The sequence below is a fragment of the Mycobacterium asiaticum genome (assembly GCF_001673365.1).
Classification (GTDB): Bacteria; Actinomycetota; Actinomycetes; order Mycobacteriales; family Mycobacteriaceae; genus Mycobacterium; species Mycobacterium asiaticum_A.
Genome location: NZ_LZLS01000033.1, coordinates 1 through 20,219, shown reverse-complemented (window position 1 = coordinate 20,219; position 20,219 = coordinate 1). Strand labels below are relative to the sequence as shown.

Below are 20,219 nucleotides of genomic sequence, written 5' to 3'. Positions count from 1 at the left end.
GCTTACTGCCTGCGGTCGAGAGCCCCGCGTCTCCGGCCTGCGCCGAACGTCACGCCAGAGTGCATCTCGCCGTCGAACGTCACGCGAGAGTGCGCACGCAGGCGTCGCAGGCGTCGCGGGCGTCGCGGGCGTCGCGGGCGTCGCGCCTCGCTACCGAGCCGCTCCTCAGCGCAGCGAAACGACCAACGCGGTAGCGATGGCGGCCAGGCCCTCACCCCGCCCGGTCAGGCCGAGCCCGTCGGTGGTGGTGGCGGCCACCGACACCGGCGCGTTGAGCAGCCGGGAGAGCACCGCCTGGGCCTCGTAACGGCGCCAACCGATCTTCGGCCGGTTACCGATCACCTGCACGGCGGCGTTGCCGACCCGGAAGCCACTGTCGGTGAGCAACTCGAGCACGTGGCTCAACATGTCAGCACCGCTCACGCCCGCCCAGCGCGGGTCGTCGACGCCGAAGACCCCGCCGATATCGCCCAGCCCGGCCGCAGAAAGCACCGCGTCGCACAGCGCGTGGACGGCGACGTCTCCGTCGGAATGTCCAGAGCAACCGTCGGCACTGGGGAACAGCAGGCCCACCAGCCAACATGGCCGGCCGGGTTCGATCGGGTGCACATCCACGCCCATACCGACGCGGGGGATCTGCATCACTGGCGCACTATAGCTTTGGCGAGCAGCAGATCCAGTTGAGTGGTGATTTTGAACGCCAGCGGGTCGCCTTCGACCACCTGGACCTGTCCGCCGATCTGCTCGACCAACGATGCGTCGTCGGTGAAATCGGCGGTCCCGGCATGTTCATATGCGCGCAGCAGCACGTCCGTGGCAAAGCCTTGCGGAGTCTGCACGGCCCGCAGGCCAGCGCGTTCCGGTGTGCCGAGTACAGCGCCGTTGGCATCGATTGCCTTGACGGTGTCCGAAAGCGGCAACGCCGGGACCACGGCCGGGTTCCCGGCCCGCAGCGCCTCGACCACCCGCACGACTAACGGCGGAGGTGTCAGCGCCCGGGCGGCGTCGTGCACCAGCACGTACTTCGGGGCCGTCGGGGCCAGCGCCGCTAAAGCCAGGCTCACCGACTCGGTACGGGTCGGCCCGCCGGCCACGATGGTGGCGATGTGACCCAGGATCAGCTTGGCCTCGTCGGTGCGGTCTGGAGGCACCGCGACGACGACGGTATCGACGACGCCGGACGCCCGCAGACCCTCAACCGCCCGCTCGACCAGTGATTGCCCCTCGAGCTGATAGAACGCTTTCGGAACCCCGGCGGCCAACCGCCGGCCCGACCCTGCGGCCGGTACTACTGCAACTACGTTTCCGTTCAGGTGCGCGTTCAGGAAGCGGCAGCCAGAACCTCGTCCAGAATGATCGACGCCTTGGCGTCGTCAGTGCTCTCGGCCAACGCCAACTCGCCGACCAGAATCTGCCGTGCCTTGGCCAGCATCCGCTTCTCGCCAGCCGACAGGCCACGCTCCTGGTCGCGACGCCACAGGTCGCGCACTACCTCGGCCACCTTGTTAACGTCGCCGGAGGCGAGCTTCTCGAGGTTGGCCTTGTAACGACGGGACCAGTTGGTCGGCTCCTCGGTGTGCGGAGCACGCAGAACCTGAAATACCTTGTCGAGGCCTTCCTGGCCGACAACGTCACGGACACCGACATATTCGGCGTTATCAGCGGGCACTCGAACGGTCAGGTCGCCCTGCGCAACTTTCAAGACGAGATACTCTTTTTGCTCCCCTTTGATGGTTCGGGTTTCGATCGCCTCGACTAACGCAGCACCGTGATGTGGGTAGACGACGGTGTCACCGACCTTGAAGATCATCTGATTCGAGCCCCTTTCGTTAATTCATTCTAACACGGGGCCCCAACCCACGCGGATCAACGGTGCAGGTCAGAGGCACGATAGGCGCAGATTAGGGGTTGACAGGCGGCCTTTGACGTGCAGGGGGTCACATTTGCCTGCACATCCGGGTCCTCGGATATACGAGGGATGTACGAGGGAGATACGAGCTTCGCGACCTGTCTTGGCCGCTAGCCATCCCACCGCTACCGCCCGAGGTACCTACCTACTACTGTGCATAGTCGAAACCCGAACAGCGCTTGGTAGTCGGTCCCGCAGGAGGCATTGAGTGAACCGCTTAAACATCCGCCTGCCCAGGGTCAGCGCGTGGCTGGCCAGTGCCATTCTGGCCGTAGTGGCACTCAGCGGCTGCGGAACCGGTCAGCTCTCGCAGACCGCCGCGCAGGAGCCTGCGGTGAACGGAAACCGGGTCACGATCGAAAATGTGGCGCTGCGCGACATCCGCATCCAGGCCAACCAGACCGGAGCGTTCGTGGAGCCGGGTAAGACCGTCGACCTGGTGCTGGTGGCGGTCAACAATTCGCCGGATGTCAACGACCGCCTTACCGGCATCACCAGCGAAATCGGCAACGTGACAGTCTCCGGCGACACGAAGCTGCCGGCCGGCCGAATGCTGATCGTCGGGACGCCCGACGGCCAGGCCGTGGCACCGGGTCCCGCGGAGGGCAACTCGGCCGCCAAGGCGACGGTCAACCTGACCAAGCCGATTTCCAACGGGCTGACCTACAAGTTCACCTTCAAGTTCGAGAAGGCCGGCGAAGCCAGCGTGGAGGTCCCGATCTCGGCCCCGCTGCCCCAGTCACACGAACCCGGAAACCACGCCTAGCCGCTGCGGCGTTCCTTCCACGGAGCTGTCACCGGTTGCCGATACGGTCACGGGGTGGCCAACGCACGTTCTGAATACCGGTGCTCCGAATGCCGCCATGTCAGCGCGAAGTGGGTCGGCCGCTGCGCTGACTGCGGCAGCTGGGGCACCGTCGAACAGGTGGCTCTACTGGCCGCTGTCGGCAGCGGCAGGCGCTCCGTAGCTTCCGGCTCGACGGCGGTGCCGCTCAGCGCTGTAGAGCCCAATAAGAGCCAGCACCGAAGCACCGGGGTCGACGAACTCGACCGGGTGCTGGGCGGTGGTGTGGTCCCCGGTTCGGTCACACTGCTCGCGGGGGATCCCGGGGTCGGCAAATCGACGTTGCTACTCGAGGTCGCACACCGCTGGGCCCAGCGGGGGCGGCGCGCGCTGTACATCTCGGGTGAGGAATCGGCCGGCCAGGTCCGCCTGCGGGCCGACCGGATCGGCTGCGGCGGGGACGAGGTCTACTTAGCAGCCGAATCCGACCTGCACACGGTGCTGAACCACATCGAGACGGTACGGCCGGCGCTGGTCATCATCGATTCGGTGCAGACGATGTCCACCAGCGAGGCCGACGGCGTCGCCGGCGGAGTCACCCAGGTGCGTGCGGTAACGGCCGCGCTCACCGCCGCAGCCAAGTCCAACGGCGTCGCCATGATTCTCGTCGGGCACGTCACCAAAGACGGAGCCATCGCCGGACCCCGTTCGCTCGAGCACCTGGTCGATGTGGTGCTGCACTTCGAGGGCGACCGCAACGGCATGTTGCGGATGGTGCGCGGTATCAAGAATCGTTTCGGCGCGGCCGACGAGGTCGGGTGTTTCCTGTTGCACGACAACGGGATCGAGGGCGTGGCCGACCCATCGAACCTGTTCTTGGATCAACGCCCGGCACCCGTACCCGGCACCGCGATCACGGTAACGCTGGACGGCAAGCGTCCACTCATCGGCGAGGTCCAGGCGCTGTTGGCCACGCCCAACAGCGGCTCCCCGCGCCGAGCGGTCAGCGGCATCGATCATTCCCGCGCGGCGATGATCACCGCGGTGCTGGAGAAACACACCCGGCTGACCCTCGCCGTCAACGACATCTATCTGGCCACCGTCGGCGGCATGCGGTTGACCGATCCCTCGTCGGATCTCGCGGTAGCGACCGCACTGGCCTCGGCATACGCCAACCTTGCGCTGCCCACCACCGCGGTGATGATCGGCGAAGTCGGGTTGGCGGGCGACCTGCGGCCGGTCCACGGCATGGAGCGGCGGCTGGCCGAGGCTGCCCGGCAGGGATTCAACATCGCGCTGATCCCGCCGGGCTGCAAGACGATTCCATCCGGTATGCGGGCGCTGTGCGCACCGACTATCGGCGACGCGCTGCACCATCTGGTCGACATCGCCGACTACCACACCGCCGCCGCGCCGACGCTGCATCGCCTGGACAACCCGGACTAGGGGTCCCACGAAGCGGCTTGTCATAGCAGAATGCTCGCTGTGACTCGTCCGACCCTCCGTGAGGCCGTCGCCCGACTGGCACCGGGCACCGGGCTGCGCGACGGCCTGGAACGCATCCTGCGCGGCCGCACCGGCGCCCTGATCGTGCTCGGCCACGACGAGAACGTGGAAGCCATCTGTGATGGCGGCTTCCCGCTCGACGTCCGCTATGCGCCGACCCGGCTGCGGGAACTGTCGAAAATGGACGGCGCGGTGGTTCTGTCCACCGACTGCAGCCGCATCGTGCGAGCCAACGTGCAGCTGGTTCCGGATCCGTCGATACCCACCGACGAATCGGGGACCAGGCACCGCTCAGCTGAGCGCGCTGCGATCCAGACCGGCTACCCGGTGATTTCGGTCAGCCACTCGATGAACATCGTGACCGTTTACGTCGGCGGCGAGCGTCATGTGCTGACCGACTCGGCGACCATCCTGTCGAGAGCCAATCAGGCCATTGCGACCTTGGAGCGATACAAGACCAGGCTCGACGAGGTCAGCCGTCAACTGTCGCGGGCCGAAATCGAAGATTTCGTCACGTTGCGCGACGTGATGACGGTGGTGCAGCGGCTCGAGTTGGTCCGTCGTATCGGTCTGGCAATCGACTACGACGCAGTCGAACTGGGCACCGACGGCCGCCAGTTGCGGCTGCAGCTAGAGGAACTGCTGGGGGGCAATGACATCGCGCGAGAGCTGATTGTGCGCGACTACCACGCCAGCCCCGAGCCTCCTGCCAAGGCGCAGATCGGCGCAACCCTAGACGAATTGGATGCGCTGTCAGATACCGACCTACTCGAACTCACCGCGCTGGCAAAGGTTTTCGGATACCCGACGACGGCCGAAGCCCAGGATTCGGCGCTGAGCCCGCGCGGTTACCGGGCGATGGCCGGTATCCCCCGATTGCAATTCGCCCACGTCGATCTGCTGGTGCGCGCATTCGGCACGCTCCAGGGTTTACTGGCGGCCAGTGCCAACGATCTGCAGTCAGTGGACGGCATCGGCGCTATGTGGGCCCGTCACGTGCGGGAGGGCCTTTCCCAGCTGGCCGAATCCACCCTCACCGACCACTAACTTTTTTGACCGCGAGCCAAACCGCACTGCGATTTTCGACGCGATATTTCGCAGTGCGGTTCGGCTCGCGCTTAAGAAATTAGCCCGGGGGCGCTTCCGGCGGCGGCGCCTGCGCCGGCCCCGGAGCGGGCGCCGGACCGGGCGGTTGCGGCGGCTGGTTCAGCACGAACGGAACCGGCTGCGAGCGCAGGTTTCCCAGCTGGACCACCAGGTTGTAGGTGCCCGGACCGATCGCGGGCCGCGGCAGCGGGCATCGCGGCGCCGAGCCCATCCCGGTCCAGGTCACCGCGGTTGTCACCTGTTCACCGGGGGTGAATGTCTTCACCAGCGTCTCGTTGGACGGCGCGCAGTCCAGGTTTGACCACAGCCGCTTGTTGTCCAGCGAATACACGTAGGCCGCCAACACCGCCGCGCCGACATCGCGCTTGCAGGAAACCAGCCCGATATTGGTCACCACCATGGTGAATTTCGGCTGGTCACCGATGTAGTACTGCGGCGAATTGGTCAGGCCTTTAACGGCCAGGGTCGAATCGGGGCAGTCGTCACCCTCCTTGAGCACCGGCGGCGGCTGCACCGCCGCGGTCGGCGTGGGCGACTCCGGGTTCACGGTTCCCGGCGGCGCGCCCGGAGCGGGGGCCTCGGTCTGTCCCGCAGGCTGCGGCGTTTGCGGAGCCTGCGGGGCGTTGGAGCCCGGATGCCCCTGGGCCGACGCGGGCTTGTCGGCGGGTTTTGCCCCGGCGTTGCTACTGACGAAGGCGATGACGATGGCAACTGCGATACCGATCACGACGACCGCGATACCCAGGGCAAGTCCCCTGCGCCGCCAGTAGATCTCGGTGGGTAGCGGGCCACGCGGTTCCAGATCCAGCACGTTTACACCGTAGGGCCAGGTCACGCCGTCTCGTTTGACCCGCCTCGGCGTGTCGCGCGGTTAACTGGCCGACGGCCGTGTTAGTGGCGGACCGCTATACCTCCGGCTGATCTCCGATGTCACCCTCGTGATGGACCAGGACGGCCCGTCCCTCGGAAAGGCGGTAGGTGGCCCCGGCGATTGCCAGCACACCGTCGGCCACCCTCTCCGAGATGATCGTCGAACGCTCCATGAGTTGCGCGGCCGTCTCCTTCACGTGGCGGGCCTCGAACTCGTCCACCCGGGTCAGCCCGTCGCGGCGGCCCAACAGGATTGTCGTCACAACCCGTTCCACCAGGTCCCGCACGAACCCGGTTTGAATGTCACCGTCATCCAGCGCGCTCAGCGCGGCCTTGACCGCGCCACAGCTGTCGTGGCCGAGGATCACGATCAGCGGCACCTCGAGAACTGCGACCGCGTACTCGATTGATCCCAGGACTGCCGCGTCGATGGCCTGTCCCGCGGTGCGCACCACGAACACGTCGCCGAGGCCCTGATCAAAGATGAGTTCGGCGGCCACCCGGCTGTCGGCGCAGCCGAAGATGACCGCGGTGGGCTTCTGGCCGGTGGCCAAGCTGGTGCGGTGGTCGATGCTCTGGCTGGGGTGCTCGGGCTTACCGGCGACGAATCGCTCGTTACCCTCTCTGAGTGCTTTCCAGGCGCTTATCGGGTTGCTGTTGGGCATGCCAGCCATTGTGCCGGACCGGCCAGTGATTGGCCCTACCCACATACCGGCCACCAATCTTCTCGCCTGGTATGAGCGGTCGCGTCGCGACCTACCCTGGCGCGAGCCGGGGGTCAGCGCGTGGCAGATCTTGGTCAGCGAGTTCATGCTGCAACAGACGCCAGTGGCCCGGGTACTGCCGATCTGGACGGACTGGGTGCGCCGCTGGCCCACCCCATCGGCTACCGCGGCGGCCACCGCCGCCGATGTGTTGCGGGCCTGGGGCAAGTTGGGCTATCCACGCCGGGCCAAGCGGTTGCACGAGTGCGCGACCGTCATTGCGCGTGACCACGACGACGTGGTTCCCGCCGACGTCGACGTCTTGCTGACGCTGCCGGGCGTCGGCAGCTATACCGCGCGCGCTATTGCCTGCTTCGCATATGGGCAGCGGGTGCCGGTGGTGGACACAAATGTGCGCCGGGTGGTGGCACGCGCCGTCCACGGCTGCGCCGATGCGGGCAATCCGTCGCCAACCCGGGACCACGCCGATGTTGCCGCGTTGTTGCCCGATGATGATCGGGCACCGCGCTTTTCGGTGGCGTTGATGGAACTTGGTGCGACGGTGTGCACGGCTCGGGCGCCCCGGTGCGGGCTGTGTCCGCTTGAGGTGTGCGCATGGCGTGCTGCCGGATACCCGCCTTCCGCGGGGGCGGCCCGACGGGTTCAGACCTACGCCGGAACCGACCGGCAGGTTCGCGGTCGGCTGCTGGATGTGTTGCGAGACAACGAATTCCCGGTGACCCGAGCTCAGTTGGACGCGGCCTGGCTCAGCGACACCGCCCAGCGTGACCGAGCGTTGTACTCGCTGCTGGACGACGGGTTGGTCACCCAGACGGCAGACGGCCGCTATGCGCTGGCCGGCGAGGAGTTCAAAAAGGACTCGACCGCCCGGCGGTAAGGCTCGATCGCGTCATCATGCACCAAGTGGCCCGCTTCGGTTATCTTCAGATATGTTGTTGGACAATCTGTTTCGTGCATCTGAAGCATCTGGCCGGGTGGGGCGACCGAGTTGCCCGCCTCGATGAGCAACGCCGGTGAACGCACCGCACGCCACTGCGACCAGTAATCGCGAGTACCCCACTCGGCGGCGATCTCGATCCAGCGCAAGGGGTGGCCGTGCAGCCGCCAGCCGGTAGCGGTGCGGTCGAAGGCTTCCAGGAAGTATTGGCCGGCGATTGGCCCGAACTCGGCGAATACTTGTTCAGCAGAATCGAATTCGACTGGCAGGGCGTGCAGCCACGGCTCCCACGGGCCGGTGGTGCGACCGACGAAATCCGGGGCCATGTCCTCGACCACCAGCGCCGCAACCAGCTCGGGCCGCTCGGCCGCCAGGCACCAGGAGTGCAGGGCACCCATCGAATGCCCGACCAGCACGGCCGGCGTGCCCAGTGGAGCCACCGCGTCAGCCAGATCGGCCACGAACCGCTCGGTGCTGATCGGATATGGATCGTCCACCTCCCGACCCCGGTGCCACGGCGCGTCGTAGGTGTAAACCGCCCCCAGTCGCGTCAGCCACGGCACCTGACGGCCCCAGGTGGTGCCCCGACCCATCAGCCCGTGTACCAGGACCAGCGGTCGGCCCTCCCCACCGCGATAGGTCAAGAGATCGGTGGGCATGTCCGGCACGGTAACCTAGCCGCATGCCAGTGGTGAAAATCAATGCAATCGAGGTGCCCGCTGACGCTGGACCGGAGCTGGAGAAGCGGTTCGCCCATCGCGCTCACGCGGTGGAGAATTCACCCGGCTTCCTCGGCTTCCAGCTGCTGCGTCCAGTCAAGGGTGAAGACCGCTACTTCGTGGTGACACACTGGGAGTCCGATGAAGCGTTCCAGGCCTGGGCGAATGGGCCCGCGATCGCGGCCCACGCCGGGCAGCGCGCCAACCCGGTGGCCACTGGCGCTTCGCTGCTGGAATTCGAGGTCGTGCTTGACGTTGCCGGAAACGCGACGGCTGAGTAACCGCCCGCGTCGTGTCGCGGCGCTGAGCGCCGCCGCCGCGCTGGTTGTATCGCTGGCCCCAGGTTGCGCGTCTTCGCCCACCCCGTCGGCTAACGCGGCCAACGTCGGGCACCGGATCGACACCACTACCCCGCCGGGTTTGCGGGCGCGGCAGACCATGGACATGCTCAACTCCGACTGGCCGATCGGTCCGGTCGGAGTCGCCACCCTGGCCGCGCCGAGCATGGTGGACGCCGTCGAAACCACCATGGAAGGGCTGTGGTGGGACCGTCCGTTCACCCTGGCCAGCGTGGACATCGGTGCCAGCGTGGCCACGCTGCACCTGATCTCGTCTTACGGTGCTCGGCAGGACATCCGCATCCACACCGACGACGGTGGCTGGGTCGACCGCTTCGACGTGGACACGCAACCGCCGCCGCCGATCAACGGCTGGCCCGACGTCGACGCCGTGTTGAGTAAGAGCGGTGCCCGCTACTCCTACCAGGTCGCCAAGGTTAACGGTGGTCGCTGCGAACCGGTGGCGGGCACAAACACCGGCGAATCTCTGCCTCTGGCATCGATTTTCAAGCTGTACGTGTTGCACGCCCTGGCCGGGGCGGTCAAAAACGGGACAGTGTCGTGGGACGACCAGTTGACGGTCACCGCCAAAGGCAAGGCCGTCGGCTCGTCCGGCTTGGAATTGGCTCCCGGCGACCATGTTTCGGTCCGCAAGGCGGCCGAAAAGATGATCGCCACCAGTGACAACATGGCCACCGACATGCTTATCGACCGGATGGGCACCCGTGCGATCGAAGAAGCCTTGGTCACCGCCGGCCACCACGACCCAGCCAGCATGACGCCGTTCCCCACCATGTACGAGCTGTTCTCCATCGGGTGGGGCCAGCCCGATGTGCGCGAGCGCTGGAAGCAGGCGTCACAGCAGGAACGAGCGGCGATGTTGGAGCAGGCGAATTCCACTCCATATCAACCTGATCCGCTTCGCGCGCACACCCCCGCGTCGGTCTACGGCGCCGAATGGTATGGCAGTGCCGAAGACATCTGCCGGGTGCACGTGGCGTTGCAGGCCGATGCCGTCGGTCCGGCTGCGCCCGTCCGACAGATCCTGTCCGCCGTCGCGGGCATTCGGTTGGACAGCAACGTGTGGCGATACATCGGCGCGAAAGCCGGTGGTCTGCCAGGGGATCTGACGTTCAGCTGGTATGCCGTCGACAAGACGGGCCAAGCGTGGGTGATCAACTTTCAGTTGAACTGGCCGCGCGACCACGGGCCGACGGTGACCAGTTGGATGCTCAAGGTCGCCCAACAGGTGTTCGCCCTGGTAGCGCCGCGCTAGCTCTCCGGCTCGATGGCGCAATGTCGATGCGCCAGAACGACTTCGGACGATCAGCCGTCGGCGCCGGCTTGCCCCGGCGCCCCGTCGTCGCCGTCGTGACCGTGGTCGCCAGGACGCCCATCGCGCCCGGGGTGCGCATCCCCCCGTCCGCCATCTCCGCGTCTACCGGGATCTCCGCCGTCGCCTCCCTGGCCCCCGCCACCGGCAGCACCGCCATGACCCGCGTCGCCAGGTTTGCCCAGCAGTCCGGCGGCGCCCCCCGCACCGCCCCGTCCGCCGTCGCCGCCGTCGCCGCCGATGCCACCAGGACCCCCGTCGCCCGCTGTACCTCCGGTACCACCAATTGACTTGTCGGCGGCCGAGCGCCCGCCCTCGCCGCCGTCTCCACCCCTGCCACCTGCGTCACCGGCGCCGCCCATACCGCCGCTGCCTCCAGCACCACCGTGGCCGCCGTCGCCGATCAGTAAACCGCCGCGACCTCCGCTGCCGCCCACGCTGCCTGTCCCACCGGGCGCGCCCTCGCCTCCCTCGCCGCCTTTGCCGCCCTCGCCGCCTAACTCGCCACTGCCGCCGTCGCCGCCGCGCCCGCCGATCTCTCCGAAGCCGCGGCCGTCCCTACCATCTCGGCCATCGCCCCCTGTCCCTGAGGGATGAGAAGCTCCGTCGGGACCGTTCGGTGCTCTGCCGCCAGTGTTGGCACCGTCAGGGCCGGTAGCACCGTCCCCGCCGAGGCCACCGGCACCGCCGTTCCCAAAGAACGACGCGTTTCCCCCGGCACCACCGGCGCCGCCGTTCTGACCGAAAATCGTTGCCGCTCCGCCGTTTCCGCCAGCACCGCCATTACCCCAGAGCAGTCCGCCACTTCCTCCGTTGCCACCGGTGCCACCAGGGCCGCCAGTCCCGCCGCCACCACCATTGCCCCATAGCCCGGCCGCCCCGCCGTTACCGCCGCTAGCGCCGGCATCGACGCCTGCGGCGCCATTGCCGCCGTTGCCGTACAAGATGCCGCCCGCGGCCCCGGACTGACCGGGCGCGGTGCCGTTCGCGCCGTCGCCAATCAGCGGTCGGCCCAACAACGCCTCGGTTGGAGCGTTGAGCAAGCCCAGCAGGCTCTGCTGAGCGTTGGCTACCTCGGCGCTGATGTAAGCGGTCGCGCCGCCACTCAATGTCCGCACAAACTGTTCGTGGAACGCCGTTACTTGCGCACCGAAAGCTTGATACGCCTGGGCGTGCGCACCGAAGACCGCCGCGATAGCCGCCGACACTTCGTCCGCACTAGCAGCGGCCAACACGGTGGTGGGCGCCATCGCCGACGCATTAGCTGCGCTGATGGTCGCACCGATACTGGCCAAATCGTTCGCCGCAGCCGAGACCGTCTCTGAACCGAAGATTACGAAAGACACTGGGCCCCCAGAGTCAGTTGCTGACGGCGAGAAAATGGTGCGGTCAGGCTATGCCAGACCACGATGCCAGACCACTATGCCAGACCGGAGCCTACTAGCGGTTTCTGTTCCGGCGATCTTGCCGAGCTACTGCCCGTCCGGCCCGCCTGCACTGTGCGCTCCGGACTTGGCCAGGTCCGGCTCAGCCGGCGGCTTGCGAGTCCCGGTGAAGGTGAACACCGCATCGTCGCCGGCGCTCTCGCCGTCCCAGTTCTCGACATCGACCGTGACGACCTGACCCGGACCGACCTCGTCGAAGAGGATTTTCTCCGACAGTTGGTCCTCGATCTCGCGCTGGATGGTGCGCCGCAACGGACGGGCACCCAGCACCGGGTCGAAGCCCCGCTTGGCCAGCAGCGCCTTGGCGTTGTCGGTCAGCTCGAGTGCCATGTCCTTGCTCTTGAGCTGGTTGGCGACGCGGCCGATCATCAGGTCGACCATCTTGATGATCTCGTCGCGGGTCAACTGGTGGAAGACGATGATGTCGTCGATGCGGTTGAGAAACTCCGGACGGAAGTGCTTCTTGAGTTCGTCGTTGACCTTCTGCTTCATCCGCTCGTAGTCGTTCGCGCCGCCGCCTTGGCTGAATCCGAGGCCGACCGGCTTGGAGATGTCGGAAGTCCCCAGGTTCGACGTGAAGATCAGGACGGTGTTCTTGAAGTCGACCGTGCGACCCTGACCATCGGTGAGCCGACCGTCCTCGAGGACCTGCAACAGGCTGTTGTAGATCTCCTGGTGCGCCTTCTCGATCTCGTCGAACAGGACCACCGAAAACGGCTTGCGCCGCACCTTTTCGGTGAGCTGCCCGCCCTCTTCGTAGCCGACGTACCCGGGCGGGGCACCGAACAGCCGCGAAGCGGTGAAGCGGTCGTGGAACTCGCCCATGTCGATCTGGATGAGCGCGTCGTCGTCGCCGAACAGGAAGTTGGCCAGCGCCTTGGACAGCTCGGTCTTACCGACACCGGACGGACCGGCGAAGATGAACGAACCCGACGGGCGCTTGGGGTCTTTCAGCCCGGCTCGCGTCCGGCGGATCGCCTTCGAGACCGCCTTGACCGCGTCGGCCTGACCGATGATCCGCTTGTGCAGCTCCTCCTCCATGCGCAGCAGACGGGTGGTCTCAGCTTCGGTGAGCTTGAACACCGGGATTCCGGTCCAGTTGCCCAGCACCTCGGCGATCTCGTTGTCGTCCACTTCTGCGACAACGTCGAGATCACCTGAGCGCCATTGCTTTTCGCGCTCGGCGCGCTGCGCGACCAATTGCTTTTCGCGGTCGCGGAGGCTGGCGGCCTTCTCGAAATCCTGGGCGTCGATTGCCGATTCCTTCTCGCGGCGAGCCTCGGCGATCTTCTCGTCGAACTCCCGCAGGTCTGGCGGCGCGGTCATCCGACGGATCCGCATCCGGGCACCGGCCTCGTCGATCAGGTCGATCGCCTTGTCCGGTAGGAACCGGTCGTTGATGTAACGGTCGGCCAGAGTAGCGGCCGCGACCATCGCCGAGTCGGTGATGGACACCCGGTGGTGCGCCTCGTAGCGGTCGCGCAGACCCTTGAGGATCTCGATGGTGTGCTCCACCGTCGGCTCGCCGACCTGCACCGGCTGAAAGCGACGCTCCAGCGCGGCGTCCTTCTCGATGTACTTGCGGTACTCATCGAGCGTGGTGGCGCCGATGGTCTGCAGCTCGCCGCGGGCCAGCTTCGGCTTGAGGATGCTGGCGGCGTCGATGGCGCCCTCTGCCGCACCGGCACCGACCAGCGTGTGCAGCTCGTCGATGAACAGGATGATGTCACCGCGGGTGTTGATCTCCTTGAGCACCTTCTTCAGGCGCTCTTCAAAGTCACCGCGGTAGCGGGAGCCGGCCACCAGCGAGCCCAGGTCGAGGGTGTACAGCTGCTTGTCCTTGAGCGTCTCGGGCACCTCGCCGTGCACGATGGCTTGCGCCAGGCCCTCGACGACGGCGGTCTTGCCGACCCCGGGCTCACCGATCAGCACCGGGTTGTTCTTGGTGCGCCGGGACAGCACCTGCATGACCCGCTCGATTTCCTTCTCGCGGCCGATGACCGGATCGAGCTTGCCCTCCATGGCGGCGGCGGTCAGGTTGCGGCCGAACTGGTCGAGCACCAACGACGTCGACGGGCTGCCGGACTCTCCGCCTCGCCCACCGGTGCCGGCTTCGGCGGCCTCCTTGCCCTGGTAGCCGCTCAGCAGCTGGATGACCTGCTGACGCACCCGGGTGAGTTCGGCGCCCAGCTTGACCAACACCTGTGCCGCAACGCCTTCGCCTTCGCGGATCAGACCCAGCAGGATGTGCTCGGTGCCGATGTAGTTGTGCCCCAGCTGCAACGCTTCACGCAGGCTGAGTTCGAGAACCTTCTTTGCGCGCGGGGTGAAGGGGATGTGGCCCGAGGGCGCCTGCTGGCCCTGGCCGATGATCTCCTCGACCTGGCTGCGCACGCCTTCCAGCGAGATACCCAGCGACTCCAGCGACTTGGCTGCGACGCCTTCGCCTTCGTGAATCAAACCCAGCAGAATGTGCTCGGTGCCGATGTAGTTGTGGTTGAGCATCCGGGCCTCTTCTTGCGCCAGGACGACGACCCTGCGGGCACGGTCGGTAAATCTTTCGAACATCGTCGGTTACCTGCTCTCCCTCACCTTTCGGTACTCCGTGATTGTCGACACACGGCCGACTGCGCGCACCTTCGTCCACTGTAGTGGTCGGCCCGCCAGGGTTCATAACCACGCGGTGCGCATCGGTGCCAAAGCGCAACAGGTTAACGAGGAAAAGCCCCAGTGCGTTTCCCGCGATGAGCGGCAATTAGTTCGCCTTCAGCGAAAACAACAAATCCGGCGCTGCGGGCGTTACCCCCAAGCGCCGGATTTGTATTGGTGCGCGCGGTGTAGCCGGGCGCAGCGGACCGGCTACACGTCGGCCCGTCAGCACACCGGCTAGTCCGGCAACCGCCTAGGTTGCAGCGTGGAACGCGTCAATGACGTCGGCCGGGATCCGGCCACGCGTCGACACGTTGTGCCCGTTACGACGCGCCCATTCCCGAATCGCGGCGCTCTGCTCGCGGTCGATCGCGCCACGTCCCCGACCGGAGCCGGAACGACCGCGCCGCCTGCCACCAACACGGCGGCCAGCGGCCACCCATTGCTTCAGGTCGTTACGCAGTTTCGTCGCATTCTTACTTGAAAGGTCGATCTCATAGGTCACCCCGTCAAGCCCGAATTCGACCGTTTCGTCGGCGGAGCCGGCACCGTCGAAATCATCGACCAAGGTGACGGTCACTTTCTTCGCCATTGGCTTACCCTCACGTTTCTTGCTACGCAGTTACAGATCCAGTATGGATAGACTCCCCGACGACTAATGTGCCATAAGAACGACAAATGCACAATCCGACACAACTTCAGTTGTTCAGTTGGAGTGTGGCCGAACAATCGGGAACAAAACCGTCTCTCTAATTGACAGTCCTGTCAGGCACATCAACAAGCGATCAATACCCATTCCCGTTCCCGTACACGGCGGCATGCCGAACTCGAGAGCGGCTAGAAAATCCTCGTCAAGTTGCATCGCCTCGTCATCCCCCGCGGCCGCGGCACGGGCCTGATCGGCAAATCTCTCCCGCTGCACTACAGGGTCGTTTAATTCCGAGTAACCGGTGGCCAGCTCCATTCCCCGCAAGTAGAGATCCCACTTCTCGGTTACTCCCGGGATTGTACGGTGCTGCCGGGTCAGCGGTGTTGTCTCCACTGGGAAATCCCTGACAAATGTGGGTGCTGTCAGCTTGTTACCCACCGTATGCTCCCAGAGTTCCTCGACGAGTTTGCCGTGGCCAAAGCCACGGTTGTCGTCAATCTCCACACCGAGTTGAGCGGCGATCGCACGCAACCGTTCGACCGTCGTCTCGGGTGTGATCTCTTCGCCCAGCGCATCAGACAGAGAGGAATACATCTGCAGAGTTGCCCATTCTCCGTCGATGTTGTAGACACTGCCGTCAGGCATCGGAAGTTCTCTGGTGCCGATCGCCTCGTCGGCTACCTCTTGAATAAGCTCTCTAGTGACTACTGCCGAATCGTCATAGGTTCCGTACGTCTGGTAGGTCTCCAACATGGAAAATTCCGGGGAATGCGTAGAATCGGTTCCTTCGTTTCGAAACACCCGATTAACTTCGAAGACCTTGTCGAAACCGCCGACGATACAGCGCTTGAGGAACAGTTCCGGCGCGATCCGCAGGTAAAGGTCGATGTCCAGCGCATTCGAATGGGTAACGAACGGACGAGCAGCCGCTCCGCCGGCCAGCGTCTGCAAGATCGGAGTTTCGACTTCGAGGAACCCGCGGGCCTCCAGCGCATTCCTTATCGCCCGGATAACAGCAATGCGTTGCCGGGCCACCGAACGCGCCTGCGGGCGGACAATCAGGTCCACGTAGCGTTGCCGCACCCGCGCCTCTTCGCTCATGTCTTTATGCGCAACCGGCAGCGGCCGCAGCGACTTGGCCGCCATTTGCCAAGAATCGGCCAGGACGGACAGTTCGCCTCGTCGTGAACTGATTACGGTGCCGTGCACGTAGACGATGTCACCCAGGTCGACGTCGGCCTTCCACGCGTCCAGGGCTTCTTGACCGACCTTGTCGAGGCTGATCATCGCCTGCAGTTGGGTGCCGTCGCCGTCCTGCAGGGTCGCAAAGCACAGTTTCCCGGTGTTGCGCGCGAACACCACGCGACCCGCTACGCCGACAACGTCTTCGGTTGCGGTGTCAATCGGCAGATCGGGGTGAGCCGCCCGAATTTCGGCCAAGGTGTGCGTCCGCGCGATGGCCACCGGGTAGGGGTCATGGCCCTCCGCCAACAGGCGAGCACGCTTATCCCGACGGATCCGGAACTGCTCGGGAAGGTCCTCGACAGGGTCTTGATCGGCGGCACTCACGACGTGCCAGCTTAGCCGGGTTATTAGCGCAGGGTTTTCAGCCTGCCGCGCATCGCTGCCTACACGCACCCACCCCCAGCGACAGATAACTCAGGCACATGACACGCCGCGGAACGTGTACGTGCGTTATCTCTCGACGCTCCACCGGGGCCTGGAAGTGCCAGCTCAGCCCGGTTATCAGCGCGGTTTCAAGCTGCCGCGGCATCGCATTTCCCAGGCACCCACGCGCCGCGACATATAACTCAGCCACACGACACGCCGCGAGAAGTGTGCGTGAGTTATCTCTCGACGCAACCAACAACCCGGGCGCTATCAGCGCGCGGTTTTCAGCCTGCCGCGCTGGGCGTCCCGGTTGCGCTCGAAGACCAATCGCAACCCGTGCAGGGTCAAATGCTGGTCGTAGTGCTCGACGGTGTGCAGTTCGGGCAGCAGCAGCGGCGCTGTGTGGCCGGTGGCTACCACGGCCACGTCGTCGTCCCGGGAGAATCCCTTGACGTCATCGCGGACCCGGCCGACCAATCCGTCCACCAGCCCGGCGAAGCCGAACACGGCACCGGACTGCATGCATTCCACGGTGTTCTTGCCGATCACCGATCGCGGCCGGGCGAGCTCCACTCGGCGCAGCGCGGCCGAGCGCGCGGCCGCGGCGTCGGAGGACACTTGCACGCCCGGGGCGATCGCCCCACCGAGGAACTCCCCTTTGGCCGAGACCACATCCACGCAGATCGACGACCCGAAGTCGACGACGATCGCGGCCTTACCGAACTTGTTGAACGCCGCAAGACAGTTGACGATGCGGTCAGCCCCAACTTCTTTCGGGTTGTCGACCAACAGTGGAATACCGGTGCGCACCCCCGGTTCGATCAGCACGTGCGGCACCGACGGCCAGTACTGCTCGAGCATGATCCGGACCTCGTGCAACACCGAGGGCACGGTGGACAAGGAGGCGGCACCGGTGAGCCGCTCCGCGTCCTCACCGATGAGACCGTCTATGGTGAGTGCGAGTTCGTCCGCGGTGACCTCAGCTTCAGTGCGAATCCGCCACTGCTGCACAACTTTTGCGTTTTCTTTGACGCCGGACAGCAGTCCGACGACGGTGTGGGTGTTGCGGACGTCAATCGCCAGCAGCACGGTTACCGCACACCGATCCGCGGATCTAGCAGTTCTTCGACACCATCCGGGACGAAGGCCGGGTCGTGACCGAGGTCGATCTGCTTGTTGGCAGCATCGACGAAAACGATCTTCGGCTGGTATTCCCGCGCTTCGGCGTCCTGCATGGTGCCGTACGCGATCAGGATCACCAGGTCGCCTGGGTGAACGAGATGCGCAGCGGCACCATTGATTCCGATTACGCCGGTGCCGCGTTCGCCGGTGATGGCGTAGGTGACCAGGCGGGCTCCGTTGTCGATGTCGACGATGGTGACCTGTTCGCCTTCGAGTAAGTCGGCCGCATCCATCAGGTCGGCGTCGATGGTGACCGATCCGACGTAGTGCAAGTCGGCCTGGGTGACGGTGGCGCGATGAATCTTCGACTTCAGCATGGTCCGTAACATCAGTTCCTCCAATGTGATTGCTCGTCCGGCCCAGGGGTGCCGGCGAAATTGCCGATTTGGATTGCAACGTTGTCCAGCAGTCTGGTGGTGCCGAGCCGCGCCGCGATCAACAGTCGACCGGATCCGTTGAGCGGCACCGGACCCAGCTCGGTGTCGCGCAACTGCAGGTAGTCGACCGCCACGCCGGGCGTGGCGTCGAGGACGGCTCGAGCCGCATCCAACGCAGCCTGCGCACCGTGGGCAGCCGCGTGCGCGCCAGCCGACAATGCGGCTGAAAGTGCCACGGCCGCTTCACGTTCCACTGGATCGAGGTAGCGGTTGCGCGACGACATCGCCAGCCCGTCAGGTTCGCGCACCGTGGGCACGCCCACGACTTGCACACCGACGTTCAAATCGGCGACCATCTGCCTGATCAGCACCAGCTGTTGATAGTCCTTCTCACCGAAGAACGCCCAGTCCGGACGCACGATCTGCAGCAGCTTCAGCACCACTGTCAGCACCCCGGCGAAATGCGTTGGCCGCGAGCCACCTTCGAGCTCAGCGGCCAGCGGGCCGGGCTGCACATTGGTGCGTAGGCCGTGGGGATACATGTCCGCGGCGGTCGGCGCGAAGACGATTTCCACTCCTTCGGCCCGCAACATCGCGATGTCGGAGTCCAGGGTGCGCGGGTAGGCGTCGAGATCTTCGCCGGCGCCGAATTGCAACGGGTTGACGAAGATCGACACCACCACAACCGCGCCGGGCACCCGCTTGGCGGCACGCACCAAAGTCAGGTGTCCCTCGTGCAGCGCCCCCATCGTCGGTACCAACATGACCCGCCGGCCCGTGTGCCGCAATGCACGGCTGACCTCGGTAACTTCTTTGGGCGCCGAATACACGTTGAGTTCGCCCGGTTTGAACTTGCGGGGCTGTCCGGCCTTCACCGCGCCAGCACCTCCACGACGTCCTCGGGGGCGTGCGCTCGCTGCGCGGTCCGCAGCGCGTTCACGCGGTATGCCTGGGCGAGTTGCGGGTCGGCTTGAGCGAGTGCGTGCAGATGACTCGCGACTGCCGCCGCGTCGCCGCGGGCAATCGGCCCGGTGAGCGCGGCTTGACCGCGCTGCAAGGTGTTCTCCAGGGCTGCCCTGGCGAGCGGTCCGATGATGCGTTCGGCGATCCCGGCCGGCTGGTTGTCTACGCGCTGTTGCCCGAGCAGTTCGTCGCCGCGGACCGCTGCCCGCAGGGCCTCGATGGCATCGGCCAGCACCGTGACCAGGTGGTTGGACGCATGCGCTAGCGCGGCGTGGTACAGGACGCGGTTATCTTCGCGCACGCAAAACGGCTCCCCGCCCATTTCCAGCACCAACGACTGTCCGATCGCATAACCGACCTCGTCGGCAGCTGTGACGCCGAAGCAGGTGCCGGGCAGCCGGGCGATGTCCTCGTCGGAACCGGTGAACGTCATGGCCGGGTGAATTGCCAGTGGAATGCTGCCCTGCTGGGCGAGGGGCTGCAGGATGGAGATCCCGTTGGCGCCGGACGTGTGCACCACGATGGTGCCTGGCCGCACCGCCGAGGTGGCGGCCAATCCGGCCACCAATCCGGCTAGCTCGCTGTCGGTGACCGCCAAAATCAGCAGCTCAGCGGCCGCGGCAACGTCCGGTGGCGACAGCACCGGGGTGTCGGGTAGCCGGCGCTCGGCCCGCTGCCGGGATGCGTGGGAGATGGCGCTGCAGGCCACCACCACGTGGTCGGCGCGTTCCAGCGCGACTCCCAGCGCGGTGCCCACCCGGCCGGCGGAGATGATCCCCACCTTGAGCCTGGCCGGGCGCAAACCGTCGAACTGCTCCATCGCAGACGACCTCACAGATTTTGTTCGTTCGTTCCAGTCCCGATTCTGGGGTACCGGACGGTCACTAAGACTTTAGTTGATTCACCTGGGACAGCACAGCGTGTCAACCGTCACGCCGGCGGCGACGCCCGCCTCCGCTCGGCTGGACCTGCAACCTTGCCAGCAAATCCGCGACGGTCTGGCCACCGCTGGGCGGGTCGGAGTCGTCCACCTCTTCCTCGGCACTGCGCAACCACAATTCCAGCCCTATTCACCACCGCCTCCACCGCAGCAGCCGGCGGCATGGCGTCCGGTC

Annotated in this window: 20 protein-coding genes and 1 pseudogene; 6 read left to right on the top strand and 15 right to left on the bottom strand. The window is 65.8% G+C overall.

Translation table 11 applies throughout. The features are described from left to right. Positions 1-165 precede the first annotated feature (165 nt). The 3 genes from ispF to carD are packed head-to-tail and all read right to left on the bottom strand — an operon-like array spanning position 166 to position 1,810. The gene (ispF, locus tag A5634_RS03705) at positions 166-645 is read right to left on the bottom strand and encodes a 2-C-methyl-D-erythritol 2,4-cyclodiphosphate synthase (RefSeq protein WP_155769341.1); all 480 of its coding nucleotides are present in this window, start codon (positions 643-645) and stop codon (positions 166-168) included. Then, the gene (gene ispD, locus A5634_RS03700) at positions 642-1,313 is read right to left on the bottom strand and encodes a 2-C-methyl-D-erythritol 4-phosphate cytidylyltransferase (RefSeq protein ID WP_065142734.1); all 672 of its coding nucleotides are present in this window, start codon (positions 1,311-1,313) and stop codon (positions 642-644) included. The genes ispF and ispD overlap by 4 nt, the downstream gene beginning before the upstream one ends. An 8-nt stretch (positions 1,314-1,321) precedes the next feature. Continuing rightward, on the bottom strand, positions 1,322-1,810 hold the full coding sequence (gene carD, locus A5634_RS03695) for an RNA polymerase-binding transcription factor CarD (protein ID WP_065142733.1): 489 nt from the start codon (positions 1,808-1,810) through the stop codon (positions 1,322-1,324). A 307-nt stretch (positions 1,811-2,117) separates the two neighbouring features. On the opposite strand from carD, the gene A5634_RS03690 reads away from it, so the two are divergent. Genes A5634_RS03690 through disA form a run of 3 tightly spaced genes read left to right on the top strand, consistent with a single transcriptional unit; the run spans position 2,118 to position 5,246 of the window. Continuing rightward, positions 2,118-2,675 (top strand): hypothetical protein, encoded by a 558-nt coding sequence (locus A5634_RS03690; protein WP_065142732.1) that lies wholly within the window; start codon positions 2,118-2,120, stop codon positions 2,673-2,675. A gap of 54 nt (positions 2,676-2,729) precedes the next feature. Continuing rightward, complete coding sequence (gene radA / locus A5634_RS03685; protein ID WP_065142731.1) at positions 2,730-4,139, top strand: DNA repair protein RadA; 1,410 nt, start codon at positions 2,730-2,732, stop codon at positions 4,137-4,139. 30 nt (positions 4,140-4,169) lie between these two features. Next, a complete protein-coding gene (disA, locus tag A5634_RS03680) occupies positions 4,170-5,246 on the top strand; it encodes a DNA integrity scanning diadenylate cyclase DisA (RefSeq protein WP_155769340.1) in 1,077 nt (358 codons plus the stop codon). A 79-nt stretch (positions 5,247-5,325) separates the two neighbouring features. Here the strand turns inward: disA and A5634_RS03675 are convergent, their stop codons facing one another. Both A5634_RS03675 and A5634_RS03670 read right to left on the bottom strand, forming a co-directional pair. After that, positions 5,326-6,117 (bottom strand): hypothetical protein, encoded by a 792-nt coding sequence (locus tag A5634_RS03675; protein ID WP_155769344.1) that lies wholly within the window; start codon positions 6,115-6,117, stop codon positions 5,326-5,328. 94 nt (positions 6,118-6,211) lie between these two features. Next, positions 6,212-6,841, bottom strand: a complete 630-nt coding sequence (locus A5634_RS03670; RefSeq protein WP_065142729.1) for a carbonic anhydrase — start codon at positions 6,839-6,841, stop codon at positions 6,212-6,214. Here A5634_RS03670 and A5634_RS03665 point away from each other — a divergent pair. Continuing rightward, positions 6,840-7,778 (top strand): A/G-specific adenine glycosylase, encoded by a 939-nt coding sequence (locus A5634_RS03665; RefSeq protein ID WP_065142728.1) that lies wholly within the window; start codon positions 6,840-6,842, stop codon positions 7,776-7,778. The genes A5634_RS03670 and A5634_RS03665 overlap by 2 nt on opposite strands. On the opposite strand, the gene A5634_RS03660 is transcribed toward A5634_RS03665, so the two are convergent. Then, positions 7,727-8,506, bottom strand: a complete 780-nt coding sequence (locus A5634_RS03660; protein WP_155769339.1) for an alpha/beta fold hydrolase — start codon at positions 8,504-8,506, stop codon at positions 7,727-7,729. The two genes, A5634_RS03665 and A5634_RS03660, sit on opposite strands and share 52 nt — an antisense overlap. A 14-nt stretch (positions 8,507-8,520) precedes the next feature. Between A5634_RS03660 and mhuD the strand changes: the two genes are divergently transcribed. Both mhuD and A5634_RS03650 read left to right on the top strand, forming a co-directional pair. After that, positions 8,521-8,838 carry a mycobilin-forming heme oxygenase MhuD gene (mhuD, locus tag A5634_RS03655; protein WP_065142727.1) on the top strand — a complete coding sequence of 106 codons (318 nt, stop codon included), beginning with the start codon at positions 8,521-8,523 and terminating at the stop codon, positions 8,836-8,838. Continuing rightward, a complete protein-coding gene (locus A5634_RS03650; protein ID WP_065142726.1) occupies positions 8,813-10,171 on the top strand; it encodes a serine hydrolase in 1,359 nt (452 codons plus the stop codon). Before mhuD ends, A5634_RS03650 begins: the two co-directional genes overlap by 26 nt. Positions 10,172-10,221: 50 nt before the next feature. On the opposite strand, the gene A5634_RS29825 is transcribed toward A5634_RS03650, so the two are convergent. From A5634_RS29825 to A5634_RS29160, 9 genes and pseudogenes are all read right to left on the bottom strand, one after another. Continuing rightward, positions 10,222-11,574, bottom strand: coding sequence for a PE family protein (locus A5634_RS29825; protein WP_065142725.1), 1,353 nt, complete (start codon positions 11,572-11,574; stop codon positions 10,222-10,224). Positions 11,575-11,700: 126 nt separating this feature from the next. Beyond that, a complete protein-coding gene (gene clpC1, locus A5634_RS03640; protein WP_065142724.1) occupies positions 11,701-14,241 on the bottom strand; it encodes an ATP-dependent protease ATP-binding subunit ClpC in 2,541 nt (846 codons plus the stop codon). Positions 14,242-14,575: 334 nt separating this feature from the next. Continuing rightward, complete coding sequence (gene lsr2 / locus A5634_RS03635) at positions 14,576-14,914, bottom strand: histone-like nucleoid-structuring protein Lsr2 (RefSeq protein ID WP_055577626.1); 339 nt, start codon at positions 14,912-14,914, stop codon at positions 14,576-14,578. Positions 14,915-15,028: 114 nt separating this feature from the next. Then, complete coding sequence (gene lysS, locus A5634_RS03630) at positions 15,029-16,540, bottom strand: lysine--tRNA ligase (protein ID WP_065142723.1); 1,512 nt, start codon at positions 16,538-16,540, stop codon at positions 15,029-15,031. 312 nt (positions 16,541-16,852) lie between these two features. Next, on the bottom strand, positions 16,853-17,671 hold the full coding sequence (locus A5634_RS03625; RefSeq protein ID WP_065142722.1) for a type III pantothenate kinase: 819 nt from the start codon (positions 17,669-17,671) through the stop codon (positions 16,853-16,855). A gap of 2 nt (positions 17,672-17,673) precedes the next feature. After that, positions 17,674-18,093 carry an aspartate 1-decarboxylase gene (gene panD / locus A5634_RS03620; RefSeq protein ID WP_065142721.1) on the bottom strand — a complete coding sequence of 140 codons (420 nt, stop codon included), beginning with the start codon at positions 18,091-18,093 and terminating at the stop codon, positions 17,674-17,676. Then, positions 18,093-19,016 carry a pantoate--beta-alanine ligase gene (panC, locus tag A5634_RS03615; RefSeq protein ID WP_065142720.1) on the bottom strand — a complete coding sequence of 308 codons (924 nt, stop codon included), beginning with the start codon at positions 19,014-19,016 and terminating at the stop codon, positions 18,093-18,095. The genes panD and panC overlap by 1 nt, the downstream gene beginning before the upstream one ends. Continuing rightward, positions 19,013-19,924, bottom strand: a complete 912-nt coding sequence (locus A5634_RS03610; protein WP_065142719.1) for a Rossmann-like and DUF2520 domain-containing protein — start codon at positions 19,922-19,924, stop codon at positions 19,013-19,015. The genes panC and A5634_RS03610 overlap by 4 nt, the downstream gene beginning before the upstream one ends. A gap of 103 nt (positions 19,925-20,027) precedes the next feature. Continuing rightward, positions 20,028-20,129: pseudogene (locus A5634_RS29160) on the bottom strand (hypothetical protein); the annotation flags it as partial. Between the last annotated feature and the right edge of the window lie 90 nt (positions 20,130-20,219).

Bases quoted from the DNA above. Each gene is read 5' to 3' on its own strand.
- mhuD (WP_065142727.1), top strand. From the start codon at position 8,521: ATGCCAGTGGTGAAAATCAATGCAATCGAGGTGCCCGCTGACGCTGGA.
- disA (WP_155769340.1), top strand. From the start codon at position 4,170: ATGCTCGCTGTGACTCGTCCGACCCTCCGTGAGGCCGTCGCCCGACTG.
- lsr2 (WP_055577626.1), bottom strand. From the start codon at position 14,914: ATGGCGAAGAAAGTGACCGTCACCTTGGTCGATGATTTCGACGGTGCC.
- carD (WP_065142733.1), bottom strand. From the start codon at position 1,810: ATGATCTTCAAGGTCGGTGACACCGTCGTCTACCCACATCACGGTGCT.
- A5634_RS03670 (WP_065142729.1), bottom strand. From the start codon at position 6,841: ATGCCCAACAGCAACCCGATAAGCGCCTGGAAAGCACTCAGAGAGGGT.
- A5634_RS03610 (WP_065142719.1), bottom strand. From the start codon at position 19,924: ATGGAGCAGTTCGACGGTTTGCGCCCGGCCAGGCTCAAGGTGGGGATC.
- panD (WP_065142721.1), bottom strand. From the start codon at position 18,093: ATGTTACGGACCATGCTGAAGTCGAAGATTCATCGCGCCACCGTCACC.
- A5634_RS03665 (WP_065142728.1), top strand. From the start codon at position 6,840: ATGCCAGCCATTGTGCCGGACCGGCCAGTGATTGGCCCTACCCACATA.
- clpC1 (WP_065142724.1), bottom strand. From the start codon at position 14,241: ATGTTCGAAAGATTTACCGACCGTGCCCGCAGGGTCGTCGTCCTGGCG.